The organism is uncultured Thalassolituus sp., from assembly GCF_950066645.1.
Lineage (GTDB): Bacteria > Pseudomonadota > Gammaproteobacteria > Pseudomonadales > Oceanobacteraceae > Thalassolituus.
On record NZ_CATMFB010000005.1, the window covers coordinates 115,010 to 133,317 of the forward strand.

Genomic DNA, 18,308 nt, shown 5'->3' on the forward strand with positions numbered 1-18,308 from the left:
TAAAAAGAAAAAACTAATAATAAGAGATCAGATAAGATTACTTAAATAATCTGAAGCCCGCTTCAATCCGTTGTGCCCAGTCGGAGGGCACACCCGCAGCATCGGCGTACTCAGACCAGCGCTCCAGCGCCCCTCTGACCTGCGCGACTAACTCATACGCCCGGTGTTCACGCACATCCGCCGCTGCTGCCGCCGCAAGGAGATCCGACATCGTAAAATGATCACGTCTGCCGTTCACCGACATCTGATGCTGTGACGTCCACAACCCCTCTGGATTCCAGGCAAATGTCACATCGTAAGCGGGGGATAAGCGCCACAGGCCACGTTTATCCATCAAAAACGCGATATTCTTCGTATGATCATCCTGATTGCGACTCATCAGGTTAAACAGCATCCGTAAATACTGCTGCTCCAGGGTCGCCCTCACGTTATCGGGCTCCAGCTGCCGGATCACACGAAAACACTGCTCGTATGAATAGCCACCCGCCTGATTAAAATCGTAGTGCGCCAGTCCACACAGCGTCTGCATGTGCAGACGACCCGCCCCGCCCTCTCTGTCGAAGCGCTCAGTCATAAAGTGCGCACGGCCATTTTCTTCCAGTAAATGAGACGGCATCATGGTAATGCCTGCGGCGGTTGCCATCAGATAGTAGGCGTATTCAATCCGCGTAAATCCCTGGGGGTCGGCCAGCTCTTTGTCTGAGTTACCATCCACACCATCAAACTTCAGCAGATAATGGCGAAACCCTTCACTGGCATCCAGCTGACCGGAGCGGACTTCCCCTGTCTCCGGGTTCCAGGCCACCACGGCTTTGGCCCGCGCGCCACCCGCCGATGTGCCAACCGAAATAATCTGCTGCAAAGCATGTTGATCTTCGGCACCGCTGTGAATGGCCGTCGCCAGGTTCTTTTTCTGAGCCAGTGCCCGGTTTGCAAGGCTGACAAGCTCTGCCAGTTCCAGTGACTCACTGACGGGAGCGGCGCGCCTCGAGGCCGGTGCAAACTCCAGCGCTCCCATCCCCCTCTGCCCCATATAGAGGAGGCGTTCAACGGGATTAAAATCTTCTGGTGAGCGGCCATTGGCCACCAGCCACTGGTCGATCAGGAGGTTGCCGAACTTATCCGGCAGTGCATCTGCCAGCATGCCGGGCAACCCATGAAATGACTGATAGTTAAGCTCGGGAAAGGCAAATGTCCCCGGGCGCAGGGGCATCTGAAGCGGCGCCAGCTGTATTCCGGAGCGTAGAAAACCGGGTTCGTATTCGAAGACACCGAGCCGCCGCTCCGCATTCCACTGAACTGCGCCAATCAGCTTTCCCCACAGCCTTACTTCGGCAAGAGAAATCACGCGTCATCCCCCCACTCCCAACCGGTTTCATCGGTTCTGGAACGCTCTCCGGACGCCCGCTGACGCTGCTGTGGCTCTGCCAGATAGCCGCTGCCCTGACTTCGCAGAGTCTGCATCGGACTGTCGCCCGGCTGTTCCAGAAAATGTTCAAGCTGTGCAATACAGTCGAGCGCCTTCATCAGCGCAATCATATTGAGGAGACTCAGGTTTCCCTCTCCCCGCTCGAAGCGTCGCAGGGTCGCAACGCCTATCCCCGCATCTGCGGCGAGCTGGCTCTGGGTGATATTCCGCTCCAGGCGTAGCGCCCGGAAACGATGGGCCAAGGCTTCAAGAATCTTCTGATCGGAGAGGAGATGAAAACTCATAAAAGATCACCTGAGATCAATTAACAATTAAAAACCACAACAAATATCATAAACGATATTTTATTATCGTGAAAATTATTCTTGCGATGGTCTAAGAAACCAGTACAGTACCCTGTTTTCGCCGGAGACCGGACATGGCACTGAAAGCCACGATTTATAAGGCAGAGCTGACCATTTCAGACATGGACCGGGGCTACTACCACACCCATGCCCTCACCATTGCACAGCACCCTTCAGAAACCCTTGAACGTATGATGCTGCGCATTGCTGTGTTTGCATTGAATGCCACTAAGCGTCTGGAATTCAGTAAAGGTCTCAGTACGGATGACGAACCTGATCTCTGGGAACACAATTACAACGGTGATATTGACCTCTGGATCGAGCTGGGTAATCCCGACGAGAAGCGCCTGAGGAAAGCCTGCGGTCGTGCAGGTGCGGTCATCCTGTACGGTTATCACGGTCACGCATTCGATATCTGGTGGCAGCAGAATGCTCAGCGCTGCCGTCAGCTCTCCGGGCTCCGCGTATTCCGGCTGGATGAAAAGCTGGTCGCCCAACTGACAGACATGGCTGCCAGAACAATGCGCCTGCAGGCAACAATTCAGGATGGTACTCTCTGGCTGGGTAATGAAGAGAGCAGCATCGAAATAACCCCCGAACTGCTGCCGGAGGCATAAGCACATGAGTGGATTCAGACATCTGCTGCAGGACTCTGCGATTCTGCAACGCATTGAAAAACTGGGCTACCGCACACCCACCCCCATTCAGGAAGCGGCCATTCCGCATATTCTGGAAGGCAAAAACCTGATGGCGGCTGCGCCGACCGGTACCGGGAAAACCGCGGCATTTATGCTGCCTGTGCTGGAGCTGCTCGGCTACCACCCCCGCCCGGAAGACGAAGAAGGATATATATTCCCTCGGGTACTGCTGATTGCCCCCACCCGCGAACTCGCGCAACAGCTGATTGGGGTATTCCGTGACTACGGCAGAAACACAGGCCAGCGCTGCCTGCTCGCCTGCGGCGGACAGAACCCACGCGAAGTGAACGAAAAACTTCAGCAGGGAGCCGACATTGTCGTGGCAACCCCCGGGCGTCTGTACGAACTGATGACCCAGGACAGAATTGAGCTTGATTACCTCCAGTGTCTGATTCTTGATGAAGCTGATCGTCTTCTCGACCTGGGCTTCGCCGACGACCTGAAGCGCATCGTGGCGCGCTTGCCGGACGCCCGCCAGAACCTGCTTTTCTCTGCCACGTTTGATAAAGCCGTCCGGGAACTCGCCACTGAGCTGATGCCCGGCGCCATTGAACTTGGCCAGAAAGATGCCAACCGCGCCAGTACAGCTGTACGCCAGTGGCTGGTACCGGTGGATCACCAGGACAAAGGAGACGCCACCGTCACTCTGCTGAAAGAGAACAAATGGCCCCAGGTCATGGTCTTTACCAAGACCAAGAAAGGTGCGGATGCTCTGACAGAACAACTGCAGCAGGAAGGACTCCAGGCCGAAGTGTTGCACGGGGATAAATCGCAGGCCGAACGGAACCGTATTCTGGATGCATTCCGCGAGAAAAAACTGCGTATTCTTGTTTCAACCGATGTCGCGGCTCGTGGCATCGACATCGAACACCTGCCTGCCGTCATTAATCACGACTTGCCTCCGGTTGCGCAGGACTATATTCACCGCATCGGTCGTACGGGCCGGGCCGGAGAAAAAGGCATTGCGATTTCTCTGATCGCCGCCCATGAGGTCGACACACTGACAGATATCGAAACCCTGATCGGCCGCGTTCTGCCCCGTGAAGATCTGATTGGTCATGTGCCGAACCACCGGGTGCCGGAAACCGGACCGGGTAAGACGCCGGGACGAAGCCGGAAACACCCGTCAAAAGGCAAAAAAAATGCGACGCCGGAACGCGCACCCAAGGTAAATGGCGCGATCAGCAAAAAGAAAAAGTCAGAAAAACCTGCGCAGACGAAAGAACCGGCTGGCCGGGGCGGCAGTATGTTCTCGCGCAAAAAACCGGTCACCCGACGTTCGATCGACTGACCGTCACACGTGGGCTGGGAATCAGGCGATTCCCAGCAGTTCGACCTCGAATACCAGCACAGAACCCGCCGGAATCGTGCCGACTTTACGATTGCCATACCCCAGGTCAGCAGGGATCCAGAAGCGGTACTTCGCCCCTTCCGTCATCAGCTGAACGCCCTCCGTCCAACCCGGGATCACCTGATTCAGACCAAACGCAATCGGCTCATTACGCTGTACCGAACTATCAAATACACTGCCATTCAACAACGTACCGTGATAATGCACTGTCACCCGCGATGACGCCGCAGGATGCTTGTCTCCAGTGCCCTCGGTAATGATCTCATACTGCAGGCCAGTCGAGGTTTCGGTCACTTCCTCGCGGTCGCGGTTTGTTTCAAGAAACGCGCGCCCCTCTGCGATATTCGCTTCCGCGCCTTTGCTCCCTACTCCCGCGCGTTTCAGCGCGTAAATAACCAGCACCACAATGAGCGCAACCAGAATAATATTAAACATACAGGCTCCTTAATTCAGGCGCTTATTATGGCAGTCAGTGCGCCCCTCTGCGAGTACCCGGGTGACTGAGACTCAGAGGATCTGCGACAGAAACCAACGTCAGCCTGAGCGTCAATCCGGGCAAACGCCGTCAGAACGGCGTAAAGAGACAGGCGAAAACCTCATAGTCTGCGCATAATTAACGGATAAGGAGGTGGTTATGGCCGAACTCTTATCTCACCCGACAGGGAGCCCTCTGATTGCAGAGCATCCTGACTGGGACTGCGGACAGTGGATCAGGCATATACAGAATCTGTATCACGCCGACGAAACCGCACTGGCACGGGAGCTTGCTGCACGCCTGCCACCTCACTTGCTCAAACATGCCTCAAAAGACGCCGCTCTGCTGATCTGCGAGCTGCGGGATTCCCCCGAGAAGCTTTCTCTGTTTGATGAATTTATGCAGGAATACAGCCTTGATAACGAAGAAGGGCTGACGCTGATGGTGATGGCCGAAGCGCTGTTGCGAATTCCCGACACGGCCACCAGAGACGCCTTTATCCGTGCTGAAATGAGCCTGGCTGACTGGGAGAAGCACATTGATCACAGTACGTCGGCATGGGTGAATGCCGCCACCCGTGGACTGAGCGTCGGCAGTCGCATTGCCCGCCTCAAAAGTAACGTAATGCAGCTGCTTACCCGTCCGGGCCAACCCCTCGTCCGCCAGGCACTGAAACAGGCGATGCAGCTGATGGGTAATCAGTTTGTACTCGGGGAAAACATCGAGCAGGCCGTCATCCGCGCCAATAAAAGTGCACAGCCAATGACGTCGTATTCCTTCGATATGCTTGGCGAAGCGGCAGTCACAGAATCGGATGCTGAGCGTTATCTCAGAGCCTACCGCCGGGCACTCGATGAAATTGATCGTTACCACGATCCCGAGCGGCCCGCGAACTCCCTGTCGATCAAACTGTCGGCACTTCACCCCAGATACGAAGAAAATCGTCGTCTCCACGTCATTGAAGAGCTGGGCGAGCGCCTTAACACGCTTATCAGCGCTGCCAGAGAGAGGGATATCCCGGTCACCATCGACGCCGAAGAGGCCGACCGGCTCGAACTGTCGCTGGCCCTGTTCGAAAAAGCCTTCCGCGGAGCTGCTCAGGGCTGGGGCGGACTGGGTCTGGCTGTTCAGGCTTATTCCAAGCGGGCGACGGGGGTTCTGGCCTGGGTACATCAGCTCGCCACCAGCGAAGGGACGGCCATCCCGGTGAGACTGGTTAAAGGCGCCTACTGGGACACTGAGATCAAACGCGCTCAGCAGAAAGGCCAGCAGACCTACCCGGTATTTACCCGCAAGGCCCATACGGACCTGTCATACCTTGTCTGTGCTCAGATCATGCTGCAAAGCGACTGGATACGCCCTCAGTTTGCCACCCACAACGCTCAGACCATCAGTACGGTAATCAAACTTGCGGATGCCGTGGGGCGCGATGATGGCTATGAATTCCAGAGGCTTCAGGGGATGGGAGAGGCGCTGTACCGGGCATGTCAGACACAACGGCCGGTGCCACTGCGCGTTTACGCTCCGGTCGGCGAGCATCAGGATCTGCTCCCCTACCTGGTGCGCCGCCTGCTTGAGAACGGGGCCAACAGCTCCTTTGTACATCATCTCTGGGATGAAAATGTAGCGGCGCACGTCCTGACGAAATCACCGTTGATTTCAGCACAGGAAAAGGCTTTTTCAATGAATCCGGCCACTCCCTTACCGGCGGACATACTGGCCCCGCGGAAAAATTCCAGCGGGATCAACCTCAGTATTCCGCAGGAAAGAGACGCACTGATTCATTCCATGAGTCCGTTTCTTCATCGTCGCTGGCAGGCACGCCCCCAGGTCAGTATTGCCAGTATCACTCCGTTGCAGGCCGATCAGACCTGCGTGTCACCGTGCAGCATCCGTCAGGAAATCGGCAGTGTGCAGTGGCTGAACCCGGATGACGCCGGGGCGGTCATTTCTGCAGCACAGGCCGCTTTTGAGCGCTGGCGCATCCGTCCCGCCGCTGAAACTGTGCCCTTGCGTCGCCGCTGGCTGGAAGCACTCGCCGACCTGCTGGAGGATCACAGACCTGAACTGATTGCGTTGTGTGCCCTGGAGGCCGGAAAGACGCTTCAGGACGGTGTCGACGAAGTGCGTGAAGCCGTCGATTTCTGCCGTTACTACAGCGCTCAGACGAAAGAAGGTTTCGAGACTCCGCTCCCTCTTCCCGGTCCGACCGGAGAGGCGAACAGCTATCTGTACGAGGGCCGGGGCGTCTGGTTCTGTATCAGCCCGTGGAACTTCCCGATCGCGATATTTCTCGGTCAGATCAGCGCTGCTATAGCGGCGGGTAATACTGTGATTGCCAAACCGGCTGAACCCACCTCTCTGATCGCCGCCCGGGTAGTTGAGCTGGCCTGGGAAGCGGGCATTCCACGTGATGTTCTGCAGTGTGTGCCGGGCCGTGGGCCAGTATTAGGCGAGGCCTTTCTGAATGACCGCCGGATTGCAGGCGTTGCCTTTACCGGTTCTGAACACGCTGCGCGCCAGATTGCGATTACCCTTGCACACAGAGGCGGGCCACTGATCCCTCTGATTGCTGAAACCGGGGGGCAGAATGCGATGATCGCAGATTCATCCGCCCTACCCGAACAACTGGTACAGGATGCAATACGCTCAGCCTTTACCAGCGCCGGACAACGGTGCTCTGCACTCCGGGTGCTGTGCCTGCAGGAAGATATTGCCGACAAGGTCATCAGTCTTCTCAAAGGGGCAATGCACGAAGTTCAGACAGGCAACCCACTGGACATCAGCACAGACCTGGGGCCAGTTATTTCGGATCGTGCTCAGCACCGACTGCAGGCGCACCTGCGCTGGTTACAGAATCATGGCACGCTGATCGCCCGGGCAACGCCTGCCTCTCAGGAAGGGACCTTTGTCACCCCTGTGATCTACAGCATCGACAGCATCGCTGACCTCAAGGAGGAACACTTTGGTCCAGTGATGCACGTCGTACGATACAAGGCGTCTCAGCTCGGAAGGTTAATTGAGGAGATCAATGAGACAGGCTATGGCCTGACGCTGAGCATTCACTCCCGCAACCCTCAGACCATCGATTTTATCTGGCGCCATGCCAGAGTCGGGAATGTCTACGTTAATCGCGATCAGATAGGCGCTGTTGTCGGTGTTCAGCCATTCGGAGGGATGGGAAAATCAGGCAGTGGCCCGAAAGCAGGTGGCCCGGATTATGTCCGCAGATTTGCCGTAGAACGCACACTGACCGTCAATACGACCGCCTCTGGCGGCAATGCTGACCTGCTCAGGAAGGCTTCACAGGACAACAAAGGCTGACGCCTCAGCGATACAGGTCTTTATCGTCCGTAAAGATTTTTGCGGCGACATTTTCTGCTCTTTTCATAGACTTCAGAGCACCAGATCTGAATTCGCGGTGATACAGCACCGCAGTTACCAGGGCTGCGCCAAACATAAATACCCAGGGCGAAATAAACCAACTGAGTACCGCCATAGAAAAATAGAACGCCCGCAGTCCATTGTTATAACTGTGACTTGCCTGATCAATTACTTTGGCGCTGTAGATCGCCATACTGCGACGGTCATTGGCGGTAACCGTTTCGTCGCCCGGCATAGGTGCGGCGCCGACGAGCACAGAGGCAAAACCAAACTGACGCATTGACCAGGTAAACGTAAAATACGCATAGATAAAAATAGCGATCAGAACCAGCACTTTAAATTCCAGTTCAAGCAGGTTATCGCCTTCGATAAACGAAATTGTCCTGAGCATTTCACTGATCTTATCCGTCGCTGTCAGCGCGGTCAGTAAACCCGCGATAATCAGCACACAGGAAGACGCAAAGAAATTAACATTGCGCTCGATATTGGCGAGCAGGGCCGCATCCCCTACCCGCACTTCGCGCTGCAGCATACGGCGCATCCAGTTCACCCGGTGCACATGCAACACCGACGACAATGATGCTGAGCGCCTGGCCCGGTAATGAGCAAAAGAAGCGTAACCATACCAACAGAAAAGCAGCCAGCCGAGGCTGATAAAATTCAGAGAGCCGATCTCTGCCAGTTCTTCCATCGGGGTTTAGCTCCGGTTGAGAATACCTGTCAGCCGCCGGATTTTTTCATCCGATAACTGACGGTAATCGAAATATGGGGACACAATATCGCCCACGTCATTGATTGCGAACGAATTATCCAGCCATTGTGCACCAGGCGTCGAGAAAAATCCGCTGTCGGTCGCGAACTGCTTTCCCATAAAAATACGCTGGCCGGATGCCCTTTCCTCTCCGGGAGAACCAAAGCAGAGAGCAACCTGCGAATTTTTCTGCAACAAAGCCTGGTCTCTGTATGCCTGCCAGGAGGCATAATCTTCGGCCAGCTGCGGCGTCAGCTCCCACATAAGCTTAGCGAATACATTAAATATCTTGCGCCAGTGATTGCCTGTCTCAGCGACAATAAACGCAATATCCCCCACAGCCAATGGGAGGATGGTCTCCGGAGACGAAAAATGGCCCGCGGCAGGCCGGTTATTCAGGTAGATCCGCAGCATCGCCTGCGGATCTCCCAGTCCGGTCTCAGGCATGATCAAACCAGTGGCGGGTACGGTTAGCAAAAGCCACCAATGACAGCATGACGGGCACCTCAACCAGCACACCGACAACCGTGGCCAGCGCCGCACCTGAATTAAGACCAAACAACGCAATGGCGACGGCAACCGCGAGCTCAAAGAAATTACTGGTACCGATCATACAGGCGGGAGCTGCAACGTCGTGGCGCAGTTTCATTTTAAGAGCGATGAAATAAGTAATAGCAAAAATCCCATACGTCTGAATCAGCAGAGGAATAGCAATCAGCAGCATGTCTTGAGGTTTCTGAGCGATAACCGGGGCCTGTAATGCAAACAGAATCCCCACCGTTGCCAACAAACCCAGAATCGAAAATGGCTTCAGCCGTGCGGACAACTGCTCTACCCCGTTTGCCCCCAGAATACTGCGGGTAACCACGCCTGCAATCAGTGGCAGAACCACATACAGAACAACGGAGATCAGCAGAGTTTCCCAGGGAACTTCAATATCAGAGACGCCAAGCAGAAGCGCAGCAATCGGCGCGAAGGCAAAGATCATGATCAGATCATTTACCGACACCTGCAGCAAAGTATAGTTTGCATCCCCCCGGGTCAGGTGACTCCATACGAACACCATGGCCGTACAGGGAGCAACGCCCAGAAGAATCATACCGGCGATGTATTCCTGAGCAGTCTGGGGGTCAACAAGACCGGCAAAAATATAATGGAAAAATAACCAGCCGAGCGCAGCCATGGTAAAGGGCTTCACCAGCCAGTTAATCACCAGCGTAAGAAACAGCCCCTGCGGTTGACGGGTGACGTCACGGATCGATGAAAAATCGACCTGCATCATCATCGGATAAATCATCAACCAGATCAGTATCGCAATCGGCAGGTTAACGTTGGCAATTTCTGCCCCCGCTATCCACGAAAATGCATCAGGCAAGAACAGGCCCGATACCAGTCCAACGACAATCGCCAGCCCGACCCAGACAGAAAGATAACGCTCAAAAATCCCCATTACGAGGTCCTCCCGGAGGTAAGTAATTGTCCGACGGCTGATTCCAGTGAATCACGATCCTGCAAGGTCTCAAGAGGCGCTTCTGCAAGCAGTGTCAGCCGCTGCTGCATCATCTGTCCGAGTTGCCCGAACATTTCCTGCTGCAGGGCTTCATCGGGCTGCTTTGAAGGATCCGGCAGTCCCCAATGAACACGTGCGGTGTCACCCATCCACAGCGGGCAGGCTTCACCAGCAGCGCTATCACAGACGGTAATTACGATATCCGGGGCAAAGCTTTCCAGTTCATCCCAGCTCTGGCTCTGCAGACCGTCAACAGACATCCCCTGCGACTCAAGGTACCTGAGCGTGCCGGGAAACACCTGACCAGCAGGCTGGCTACCGGCACTGCGTACCTCCAGCGCACCTTCTGATACGTGCCGGGCAATGGCTTCGGCGAGAATGCTGCGACAGCGGTTGTGAGTACATATAAACAGTATTTTCAACATACATCAGCAGCAGTTCAGCTGCCCTCCTTTACGTAATTCTGCGGCGGCTCCGGCCTGGGCACGCCATTCCGGCAGAAGCTGAGTCAGGGTTTTTATTACCCATGCGGGTAATTCACGGGCGAGGGAGTAATACACCCATTGCCCACGCTTTTCGCTTTCGACCAGACCGCCTTCCCGAAGCAGTGCCAGATGACGGGATACTTTGGGTTGGCTCTCCTGCAATGCTTCCATCAGATCACAAACGCACAGGGGGCCATTTAAAAGGAGCATGACCGAGCTCAGGCGCGTGTCATCTGCGAGCAACTTCATCAGATTAAGTGGGGTCATAAGGCTCTCCGTAGATGCAGGCATCTTATATATGTTTTTTCATATATACAATGCATCTTAATCGGCAGCTTCCCCCCTTTAACACCGACATAAAACACTGCTAGGGTAAGCAGGTTTGATAATTTCAGGAGAGGCAACCATGCCGCGTGGAAAGTACGACGTCATCATCTTTGGGGCCAGTTCGTTTGTCGGTGGAATTCTGACCCGCTACATCGCCAGTCAGTATGGCTATAACGACGATCTCAAATGGGCTATTGCGGGACGCTCTGAGCGTAAACTGCAACAGGTGCGTGGTACGTTGGCGAAGGCGCTTGGACGCCACGCCGGTGATGTCGATATTCTCATCGCGGATGCCAGCGATCCGGGCAGCCTTGCAGGCCTGTGCGAACAGACCCGGGTCATCGTCTCAACGGTAGGCCCCTACGCTCTGTATGGCGAACCTATGGTAAAAGCCTGCGTCGAAGCCGGAATCGACTACTGCGACCTGACCGGCGAGCCTCAGTGGATTAAGCGTATGCTGGATAAATACGAAGCAAGGGCCGTGGAAACAGGAGCCAGAATCGTCCATTGCTGTGGCTTCGATTCCATTCCTTCCGACATGGGCGTTAAGTTTCTGCAGACGTTGGCACAGGAAAAACTTGGCCACCCCGTCAACCGTGTAGAGATGAGAGTAAAAGCAGCGAAAGGCGGAATGTCAGGCGGCACCATCGCCAGCATGTTGCAACTGACGAAAGAGGTCATGGCAAATCCTTCTCTGAAAAAAGAATTGGCCAATCCCTATTCAATCTGCCCTCCAGACCATGGCTTCCGCGCACAGCAACCCGATATCCGTGGTGCCTTTTATGACCGCGCCAGTCAGGCCTGGGGAATGCCCTTTATTATGGCTGCCATCAATACGCGCGTTGTTCACCGCACCAACGCACTGCTGGATAAATCGTACGGCGACCGCTTTGAATACAACGAAGCCATGCTGACAGGGAAAGGCAGCAAAGGCCGTCGCATGGCGAAACTCATGACCTTCGGCCTGGGGGCATTCATCGTCGCAGCGGCGCTGAAACCCACGCGCTGGTTACTGGAAAAATACGTTCTGCCAAAGCCTGGCCAGGGCCCTTCCGAAAAAGAGCAGGAAGCCGGCTATTTTGATATCCGCTTCTACGGCTACGACGGCGGTCGCACTCCTGTCATCTCCACCCGCGTCACCGGTGATAAAGACCCAGGTTACGGCTTTACTGCAAAGATGCTCGGGGAAGCGGCCGTATGTCTGGCCAAGGACTACCACAACCGTGGCAAAAAACGCTGGGGGAAAGGCGGTTTCTGGACACCCGGCGCGTTATTTGGGGAGGTGTTTATGGACCGGCTTCAGAACAATGCCAGCATGACCTTTGAAGATATGACCGCCCGGGATAACGATAAAGGTGAGGCCGCCTGATCAGCCCCAAATGTGCTGCTCCTCACGGAGCAGCACTCACCAGTCACTGTCATTCGCTGCATCGGCGTTAAAAAGCTCCAGTGCCAGCTCTTCCTTCTCTGCTTCGAGCTCGCGGAACACTTCCCGCAAAGCAATCTGCTCCCGTTCTTCCTGAGACTGGGTATCCAGCCAGAGTAAAATGTCATGGAGTTGAGCTTCAATTCGACGCAGGCGCTGTTCAGTGTGATCGTCACGGTTATGTGAACGTCCCATCATTGCCTCCCGCGTTTGTGACTTACTCCTCTGAGACAGGTACTTGTCGATTTGGTTCTGACGCAGATATCACAGGATAAGCGAGCGCACCCCACTCCTGTTCCGGGTGTGACAGCATAAGATCGAAAATAACAGGCAACAGTGACATCAGCAGCTCGGCCCCGGTAACAACCTGATCGCGATTGACCGAGCTGCCATAGGTCGCACCACCACCCATCACCTGATTGCGGAGCACACTCAACCTGTCGAGAGTGATGGCCAGTAGCTCTGGCACCTTACGACGACTGAGACAATTAAGCGCCTCCACGGAAGAGCGCTCAAAACTGCCCCGCCAGTCTGCCAGCTGCCCCCGCTGGGCCTGCCAGAAAGGACGGTAAACAAAGGGGTTTTTGATAAGTGCTTTCACCGGCCCGGAATAGGTATGCCAGAGCAGGTGATAGATCTGTTGTTGTTCATCCAGCTGAACCAGTGTTTCCATCAACGGCAGAAAATCGTCGTCACCATCATCAGACGTCAGGCAGCAGCAACTCAGGCTGATCCAGGCCGTAATAAACTGCAGGTCGGCAGAGCCGCCCTGCTCATTTGCTGCCCGCCACCAACTGATTGCACGATGAAGCCGCGTCGAATGCTCCTGATTAAACAGGTCCCGCTGATCGCGCAGCCGCTGCTGGAAATCCCATGCCATCACTCAGTGACAACATCCGGAGTGATCGTCAAAGTCGACAGCCATATAGAGAGACGTCTCAGGAAAGGCCGCCGGATACGCCACATAGAAATGGGTATCCTGTTCTATCGGCCACCAACAGGCTGCTGCACGTGGCACCTCATCGAGTGAAACGCGCTCAATGCAATACTGCAGATTCAACGACTCAATTTCAGGAAAATCTTCGATCAGCTCTGCGGGAAAACCGTCGATCGCGGTATCGAGCTTGTTCTCGTCATTCAGTTGCTGCAGCTTTGAATTCCACTGAGGATTCTGACTGCACTCAACAAGAAATTCTGCGAGATAACGGGTGTGATGTTTTTTGAGAATACGAGGTTTCATGCCCAGTCCTTTTACCAGGGAAGTTGCTGGCCGTTAGAGTGCCAGAAGCCGCCACTGGTTTCGAGTGTCAGCTCATCAATTCGCGCAGCTATACCTGCGGCAGCCTGTTCGGGTGAGATATCGCCATTGAACCCGACCATGCGCGTCTGCACGAAGCCCGGATGAATCTGAGCAACCATAACACCGTGCTCTTTCAGGTCATTGGCAAGGCTCTTGCCGATGGCATTCAGCGCTGCCTTTGACGCCCGGTAGCCATAATAAGCACCAGAGGTATTGTCTTCGATAGAGCCCATGCGGCTGGTGATATTGGCGATTTTTGTGCCTTCTGCCATCAGAGGTAATAATTCGCGGGTGACCATAAGAGGCGCGATAGCGTTGACTTCAAACTGTGCACGGATGCGATCACTGTCGAGGTCGTGCAGAGTTTCATTGGTAAACAGACCAGCGTTATTAATCAGAACATCAATCGGTTCATCGAGAATTTTGTCGAGTACTACCGCAATACCTGGCAGCTGTTCTTCATTGGTCACATCAATATCTGACAGCACCTGATCAGCAATCTCTTCAATCTCGTCACTGGACTCCCGGCAAACCGCCGTTACTGAGTCACCACGAGCCTCATAGAGCTTCGCCAGTGCCAGTCCGATGCCACGATTGGCACCTGTAATTACGATGTTAGCCATACCTTCGCCCTGTTTATCTCAGTATGCGGCAAGTCTAACGGGAATCCCCTGCCTGTCGCTACCCTGGGTACCTTCTTTCTACGTCAGAGAATTCAGGCTCCCCTGAAAAATTCCGGGCAGGCTCTGATCATTTCTTTCTGCGTTTCAGGAAAAATCGGAACGGAAAATAAGTAACGCCTTCTTTGCAGGCTCAGCAACAGCGTTCTGGATAACGGTAGATCGTCCCTACCGATGGCCCAGAAAACCGAAATAGATAACGGTATAATAATAACCCATAAAAAAGCCGCGCGATGCGCGGCTCTTGTAAGCAGACGATTGCTTAAGCCATTGAGGCTTTATATTCAGCCATCAGTTGTTTCAGACGCAGGCTCTGTTCTTTCAGCTGCTCTTCCAACTCATGGTACTGCTGACGGATGGCGTTGTGTTCCCACTTCTCTTTCAGCTGCTTACGGGTTTCATCCAGCTTTTCTGACTGAGCTTCCGCCCACTCATTCAGCATCTGATGATATTTCTCGTATTCTTTTTCGAGCAATTCGGTCCACTTCTCACTGTTCTCAGCCTTAGCGAGTTTCTCCTGAGCGCGTTTGAACTGCATTTTGACCATGGCACGACGGATCTTGAAGTCAGGCACCGTGCGCAGATTGCTTGTCAGGCCAACCCAGGAGCAGGCTTTAATAAACCACTTGGTCGGATCCCACTGATACCAGCGGATGCCGTTGCGATAGTCGTTCTGGAAGATGTGGTGGTAGTTGTGATACCCCTCACCGTGCGTCAGAAACGCAAAGAACGCGTTGTCACGTGCGGTGTTTTCGTCGGTATAAGGTTGAGAACCCCACATGTGTGCAATCGAGTTAATAAAGAAAGTAACGTGATGCGTTGTCACGATACGCAGGAATCCAGCCAGAAGAAGCATTCCCAGGACATCACCGAAAATCAGACCAAGCGCCAGAGGCACGCCCAGGTTCATGGCGACCACAATCGGTACGTAGTACTTGTATTGCCACATCACCACAGGGTCTTTCATGATGTTTTTCACATTAGAGAAGTCTACGCGGCCGCTAGGGTATTCGCGCAGCATCCAACCCATGTGAGAAAACCAGAATCCACGTTTCGCAGAGTAAGGGTCTTTATCAACGTCGTCGCAATGACGGTGATGCACGCGATGCCCGGAGCACCAGTGCAGGATCGTGTTCTCGAGTGCAGCTGCCCCCCAGAGGGCATACCAGACGCGCAGCAGTGGGTGCGCATCATAAGCGTTGTGAGACCACAGACGGTGGTAACCGCCAGTGATGGCCATACCTGTCAGCCAGGTGATCACCAGATAGGCGACCCAGGCGGAGGTTTCGTAGCCATAAGTGAAGCCGTACCAAGGCACCACAGTCACCGCCGCGAGGGTGGTGATCAGAAACATGATGGATGCCACCCAGTTAATCGGGGCATGCTCTTTTTGTTCAGGTTTACTCATAATTCTCTCTGTACGTATATCAGACAGGGGGAGTCTAGCCAGTCTTTGTTACATCAAGTGACATGATACCGGATTATGTCCTGAAAGACCGGGCCAAAACCGGTTATGCATCAATGTTTCTTGTAAATTCGGTGGCCGAACGGGTCATATCAAATGACTATTTCCCTTGATTCAACAATCAGACATAAAAAAACCGCGCCGGAGCGCGGTTCTTTCTGCCTGTACCTGTCAGCCACCAAAGTCATCCAGCAGGATGTTCTCTGGCTCTACACCAAGGCTCAGAAGCATATTGATCACAGATTCGTTCATGATCGGCGGCCCACACATGTAGTACTCACAGTCTTCAGGAGCCGGATGGTCTCTGAGGTACTGCTCGTACAGAACATTGTGAATAAAGCCGGTCAGTCCGTCCCAGTTATCTTCAGGCTGAGGATCTGACATAGCAACGTGCCATACGAAGTTGTCGTTCTCCGCTGCCAGCTGATCATATTCGTCCTGATAGAACAGCTCGCGCAGTGAGCGCGCACCGTACCAGAAGCTGATCTTACGCTTGGAGTTCAGACGCTTAAGCTGATCAAAGATGTGCGAACGCATCGGTGCCATACCTGCACCACCACCGATAAATACCATCTCGGCATCGGTATCCTTCGCGAAGAACTCACCGAATGGACCGTACACAGTTACTTTATCGCCAGGCTTCAGGTTAAACACGTACGAAGACATGATACCCGGGTTGATGCCTTTGCTGCCCGGAGGCGGCGTAGCAATACGGATATTGAACTTAACAACACCCTTTTCTTCCGGGTAGTTAGCCATGGAATACGCACGGATAACGTTTTCCTTGTTGACTGTCTTCAGATCGAAGAATCCGAAACGCTCCCAGTCACCGCGATATTCTTCTTCGATATCGAAGTCTGAGAAGTTGATTTCGAACGGAGGACACTCAAGCTGCACGTAACCGCCAGCGCGGAAGTCAACGCTCTCACCTTCAGGAAGCTGCAGAGTCAGTTCTTTAATGAAGGTCGCCATATTCGGGTTAGAAACCACAGTGGTTTCCCATTTCTTAACGCCGAAGACTTCTTCAGGAACTTCAACCTCCATATCCTGCTTAACGGGGGTCTGGCAAGACAGACGCCAGCCTTCACGGGCCTCGCCTTTAGTGAAGTGAGAAGCTTCGGTAGGCAGCATTTCGCCGCCGCCGCTAGTCACAACACACTTACACTGGGCACAGGTACCGCCACCGCCACAGGCAGAAGACAGGAAGATATTGTTGGCTGCCAACGTCGTCAGCAGCTTACCGCCAGCTTCTGTTTCAACGGTGCGCTCACCGTTGACCAGAATTTTTACTTTACCAGAGTTAACCAGTTTGCTTCGGGCACCGAGGATGATGAACACCAGTGACAATACAATCACGGTGAACATCACGACGCCGAGTATGATTTCTATATCCACAATCGACTCCTTACAGTGATACGCCAGAGAATGACATAAAGCCCAGAGACATCAGGCCAACCGTCATAAAGGTGATACCCAGACCCTGAAGACCTGCAGGTACGTCGCTGTACTTAAGCTTCTCACGGATACCTGCCAGAGCAGTGATTGCGAGTGCCCAACCAATACCGGCACCGATACCGTACACAGTAGACTCAGCAAAGTCGTAATCGCGCTCAACCATGAACAGAGACGCACCCATGATGGCACAGTTCACCGTGATCAGTGGCAGGAATACACCCAACGCGTTGTACAGTGACGGGAAGTACTTATCGAGTACCATTTCCAGAATCTGAACCATAGCGGCGATGACGCCGATGTAAGTCAGCAGACCGAGGAAGCTGAGGTCAACCGTAGAGAAATCCGGGCTCACCCAGCTCAGGGCGCCTTCTTTCAGCAGGTAAACATAAATCAGATTATTCACCGGTACCGTAATGGCGAGTACCACGACAACCGCAATCCCCAGGCCCAGAGACGTCTGAATTTTCTTCGAGATTGCCAGAAAGGTACACATCCCGAGGAAGAAGGCCAGAGCCATGTTCTCAACAAAAATCGCCTTAACCAGCAGGCTGATATAGTGTTCCATCAGTGACCTCCGCTGTGTTCAGTATTTGGCTGAATTTTGAAGTCCGCTTCTTCAACCTGCTCCTTCTTCCAGGTACGCAGCACCCAGATGAAACCACCAATAATGAAGAAGGCAGAAGGTGGAAGCAGCAGCAGACCGTTCGACTGATACCAACCACCTTCAGTAATCAGTGGCAGAATTTCGAAGCCAAGCAGCTTGCCGGCACCGAACAGCTCACGGATCACAGCAACAGTGATCAGCACCACTGAGTAACCCAGACCGTTGCCAATACCATCGAAGAAACTCAGAACCGGGCCATTTTTCATGGCAAACGCTTCTGCACGCCCCATCACGATACAGTTGGTAATAATCAGACCCACGAATACCGAAAGCTGCTTACTGATTTCATAGGCGTAAGCTTTCAACACCTGGTCTACCACGATTACCAGCGACGCAATGATGGTCATCTGAACAATAATACGGATGTTATTCGGAATGTGATTCCGGATAAGTGCGATACCTACGTTAGAAAATGCAGTTACTGAGGTCAGTGCCAGACACATAACCAGAGTCACCTGCAGACTGGTAGTCACCGCCAGTGCAGAACAGATGCCGAGGATCTGTACCGCAATCGGGTTTTGACTGAAAAGCGGTTCGGTCAGAACAGATTTAATCTGTGACATC

General features: G+C 53.8%; 20 protein-coding genes. 4 read left to right on the top strand and 16 right to left on the bottom strand.

The window, feature by feature from the left end; translation table 11 throughout:
* Positions 1 to 37 precede the first annotated feature (37 nt).
* Together Q1L85_RS06210 and Q1L85_RS06215 are read right to left on the bottom strand one after the other, a co-directional pair.
* Positions 38 to 1,348, bottom strand: coding sequence for a type II toxin-antitoxin system HipA family toxin (locus Q1L85_RS06210; RefSeq protein WP_300428172.1), 1,311 nt, complete (start codon positions 1,346 to 1,348; stop codon positions 38 to 40).
* Positions 1,345 to 1,713, bottom strand: a complete 369-nt coding sequence (locus tag Q1L85_RS06215) for a helix-turn-helix transcriptional regulator (protein ID WP_300428171.1) — start codon at positions 1,711 to 1,713, stop codon at positions 1,345 to 1,347. Before Q1L85_RS06215 ends, Q1L85_RS06210 begins: the two co-directional genes overlap by 4 nt.
* A gap of 134 nt (positions 1,714 to 1,847) precedes the next feature.
* Here Q1L85_RS06215 and Q1L85_RS06220 point away from each other — a divergent pair, with 134 nt between their 5' ends.
* On the top strand, positions 1,848 to 2,390 hold the full coding sequence (locus Q1L85_RS06220; protein WP_300428170.1) for a YaeQ family protein: 543 nt from the start codon (positions 1,848 to 1,850) through the stop codon (positions 2,388 to 2,390).
* A gap of 4 nt (positions 2,391 to 2,394) precedes the next feature.
* A complete protein-coding gene (locus Q1L85_RS06225) occupies positions 2,395 to 3,762 on the top strand; it encodes a DEAD/DEAH box helicase (protein WP_300432617.1) in 1,368 nt (455 codons plus the stop codon).
* Positions 3,763 to 3,783: 21 nt separating this feature from the next.
* On the opposite strand, the gene Q1L85_RS06230 is transcribed toward Q1L85_RS06225, so the two are convergent.
* Complete coding sequence (locus tag Q1L85_RS06230) at positions 3,784 to 4,257, bottom strand: FKBP-type peptidyl-prolyl cis-trans isomerase (RefSeq protein WP_300424974.1); 474 nt, start codon at positions 4,255 to 4,257, stop codon at positions 3,784 to 3,786.
* 199 nt (positions 4,258 to 4,456) lie between these two features.
* On the opposite strand from Q1L85_RS06230, the gene putA reads away from it, so the two are divergent.
* Entirely contained in the window at positions 4,457 to 7,621 is a 3,165-nt protein-coding gene (gene putA / locus Q1L85_RS06235) for a bifunctional proline dehydrogenase/L-glutamate gamma-semialdehyde dehydrogenase PutA (RefSeq protein WP_300424972.1), read from the top strand.
* 4 nt (positions 7,622 to 7,625) lie between these two features.
* On the opposite strand, the gene Q1L85_RS06240 is transcribed toward putA, so the two are convergent.
* From Q1L85_RS06240 to Q1L85_RS06260, 5 genes are read right to left on the bottom strand one after another with little or no spacing between them, the layout of a single operon-like run.
* Positions 7,626 to 8,372 carry a DUF599 domain-containing protein gene (locus Q1L85_RS06240; RefSeq protein WP_300424971.1) on the bottom strand — a complete coding sequence of 249 codons (747 nt, stop codon included), beginning with the start codon at positions 8,370 to 8,372 and terminating at the stop codon, positions 7,626 to 7,628.
* A 6-nt stretch (positions 8,373 to 8,378) separates the two neighbouring features.
* Complete coding sequence (locus Q1L85_RS06245) at positions 8,379 to 8,879, bottom strand: hypothetical protein (RefSeq protein ID WP_300424970.1); 501 nt, start codon at positions 8,877 to 8,879, stop codon at positions 8,379 to 8,381.
* Entirely contained in the window at positions 8,872 to 9,882 is a 1,011-nt protein-coding gene (gene arsB / locus Q1L85_RS06250; protein ID WP_300424968.1) for an ACR3 family arsenite efflux transporter, read from the bottom strand. Before arsB ends, Q1L85_RS06245 begins: the two co-directional genes overlap by 8 nt.
* Complete coding sequence (locus Q1L85_RS06255; protein WP_300424966.1) at positions 9,882 to 10,367, bottom strand: arsenate reductase ArsC; 486 nt, start codon at positions 10,365 to 10,367, stop codon at positions 9,882 to 9,884. The genes arsB and Q1L85_RS06255 overlap by 1 nt, the downstream gene beginning before the upstream one ends.
* A 3-nt stretch (positions 10,368 to 10,370) precedes the next feature.
* Positions 10,371 to 10,694: a metalloregulator ArsR/SmtB family transcription factor gene (locus Q1L85_RS06260; protein WP_300424964.1), complete on the bottom strand. Its 324-nt coding sequence runs from the start codon at positions 10,692 to 10,694 to the stop codon at positions 10,371 to 10,373.
* Positions 10,695 to 10,833: 139 nt separating this feature from the next.
* On the opposite strand from Q1L85_RS06260, the gene Q1L85_RS06265 reads away from it, so the two are divergent.
* Complete coding sequence (locus Q1L85_RS06265; protein ID WP_300424962.1) at positions 10,834 to 12,123, top strand: trans-acting enoyl reductase family protein; 1,290 nt, start codon at positions 10,834 to 10,836, stop codon at positions 12,121 to 12,123.
* Positions 12,124 to 12,159: 36 nt separating this feature from the next.
* On the opposite strand, the gene Q1L85_RS06270 is transcribed toward Q1L85_RS06265, so the two are convergent.
* The 8 genes from Q1L85_RS06270 to Q1L85_RS06305 all read right to left on the bottom strand — a co-directional run bounded on the left by Q1L85_RS06270 (position 12,160) and on the right by Q1L85_RS06305 (position 18,307).
* On the bottom strand, positions 12,160 to 12,375 hold the full coding sequence (locus Q1L85_RS06270; RefSeq protein WP_300432622.1) for a hypothetical protein: 216 nt from the start codon (positions 12,373 to 12,375) through the stop codon (positions 12,160 to 12,162).
* A 22-nt stretch (positions 12,376 to 12,397) separates the two neighbouring features.
* Positions 12,398 to 13,060, bottom strand: a complete 663-nt coding sequence (locus tag Q1L85_RS06275; protein WP_300424959.1) for a hypothetical protein — start codon at positions 13,058 to 13,060, stop codon at positions 12,398 to 12,400.
* Positions 13,061 to 13,063: 3 nt separating this feature from the next.
* The gene (locus Q1L85_RS06280) at positions 13,064 to 13,420 is read right to left on the bottom strand and encodes a hypothetical protein (protein WP_300424958.1); all 357 of its coding nucleotides are present in this window, start codon (positions 13,418 to 13,420) and stop codon (positions 13,064 to 13,066) included.
* Between the two features lie 11 nt (positions 13,421 to 13,431).
* A complete protein-coding gene (locus tag Q1L85_RS06285; protein ID WP_300424957.1) occupies positions 13,432 to 14,103 on the bottom strand; it encodes an SDR family oxidoreductase in 672 nt (223 codons plus the stop codon).
* Between the two features lie 319 nt (positions 14,104 to 14,422).
* A complete protein-coding gene (locus tag Q1L85_RS06290; protein ID WP_300424955.1) occupies positions 14,423 to 15,568 on the bottom strand; it encodes a fatty acid desaturase in 1,146 nt (381 codons plus the stop codon).
* A 228-nt stretch (positions 15,569 to 15,796) separates the two neighbouring features.
* Positions 15,797 to 17,023: an NADH:ubiquinone reductase (Na(+)-transporting) subunit F gene (gene nqrF, locus Q1L85_RS06295; RefSeq protein WP_300424980.1), complete on the bottom strand. Its 1,227-nt coding sequence runs from the start codon at positions 17,021 to 17,023 to the stop codon at positions 15,797 to 15,799.
* A 7-nt stretch (positions 17,024 to 17,030) separates the two neighbouring features.
* Entirely contained in the window at positions 17,031 to 17,648 is a 618-nt protein-coding gene (nqrE, locus tag Q1L85_RS06300) for an NADH:ubiquinone reductase (Na(+)-transporting) subunit E (RefSeq protein ID WP_300424978.1), read from the bottom strand.
* A complete protein-coding gene (locus Q1L85_RS06305) occupies positions 17,645 to 18,307 on the bottom strand; it encodes an NADH:ubiquinone reductase (Na(+)-transporting) subunit D (RefSeq protein WP_300424953.1) in 663 nt (220 codons plus the stop codon). The genes nqrE and Q1L85_RS06305 overlap by 4 nt, the downstream gene beginning before the upstream one ends.
* Position 18,308: the final 1 nt, after the last annotated feature.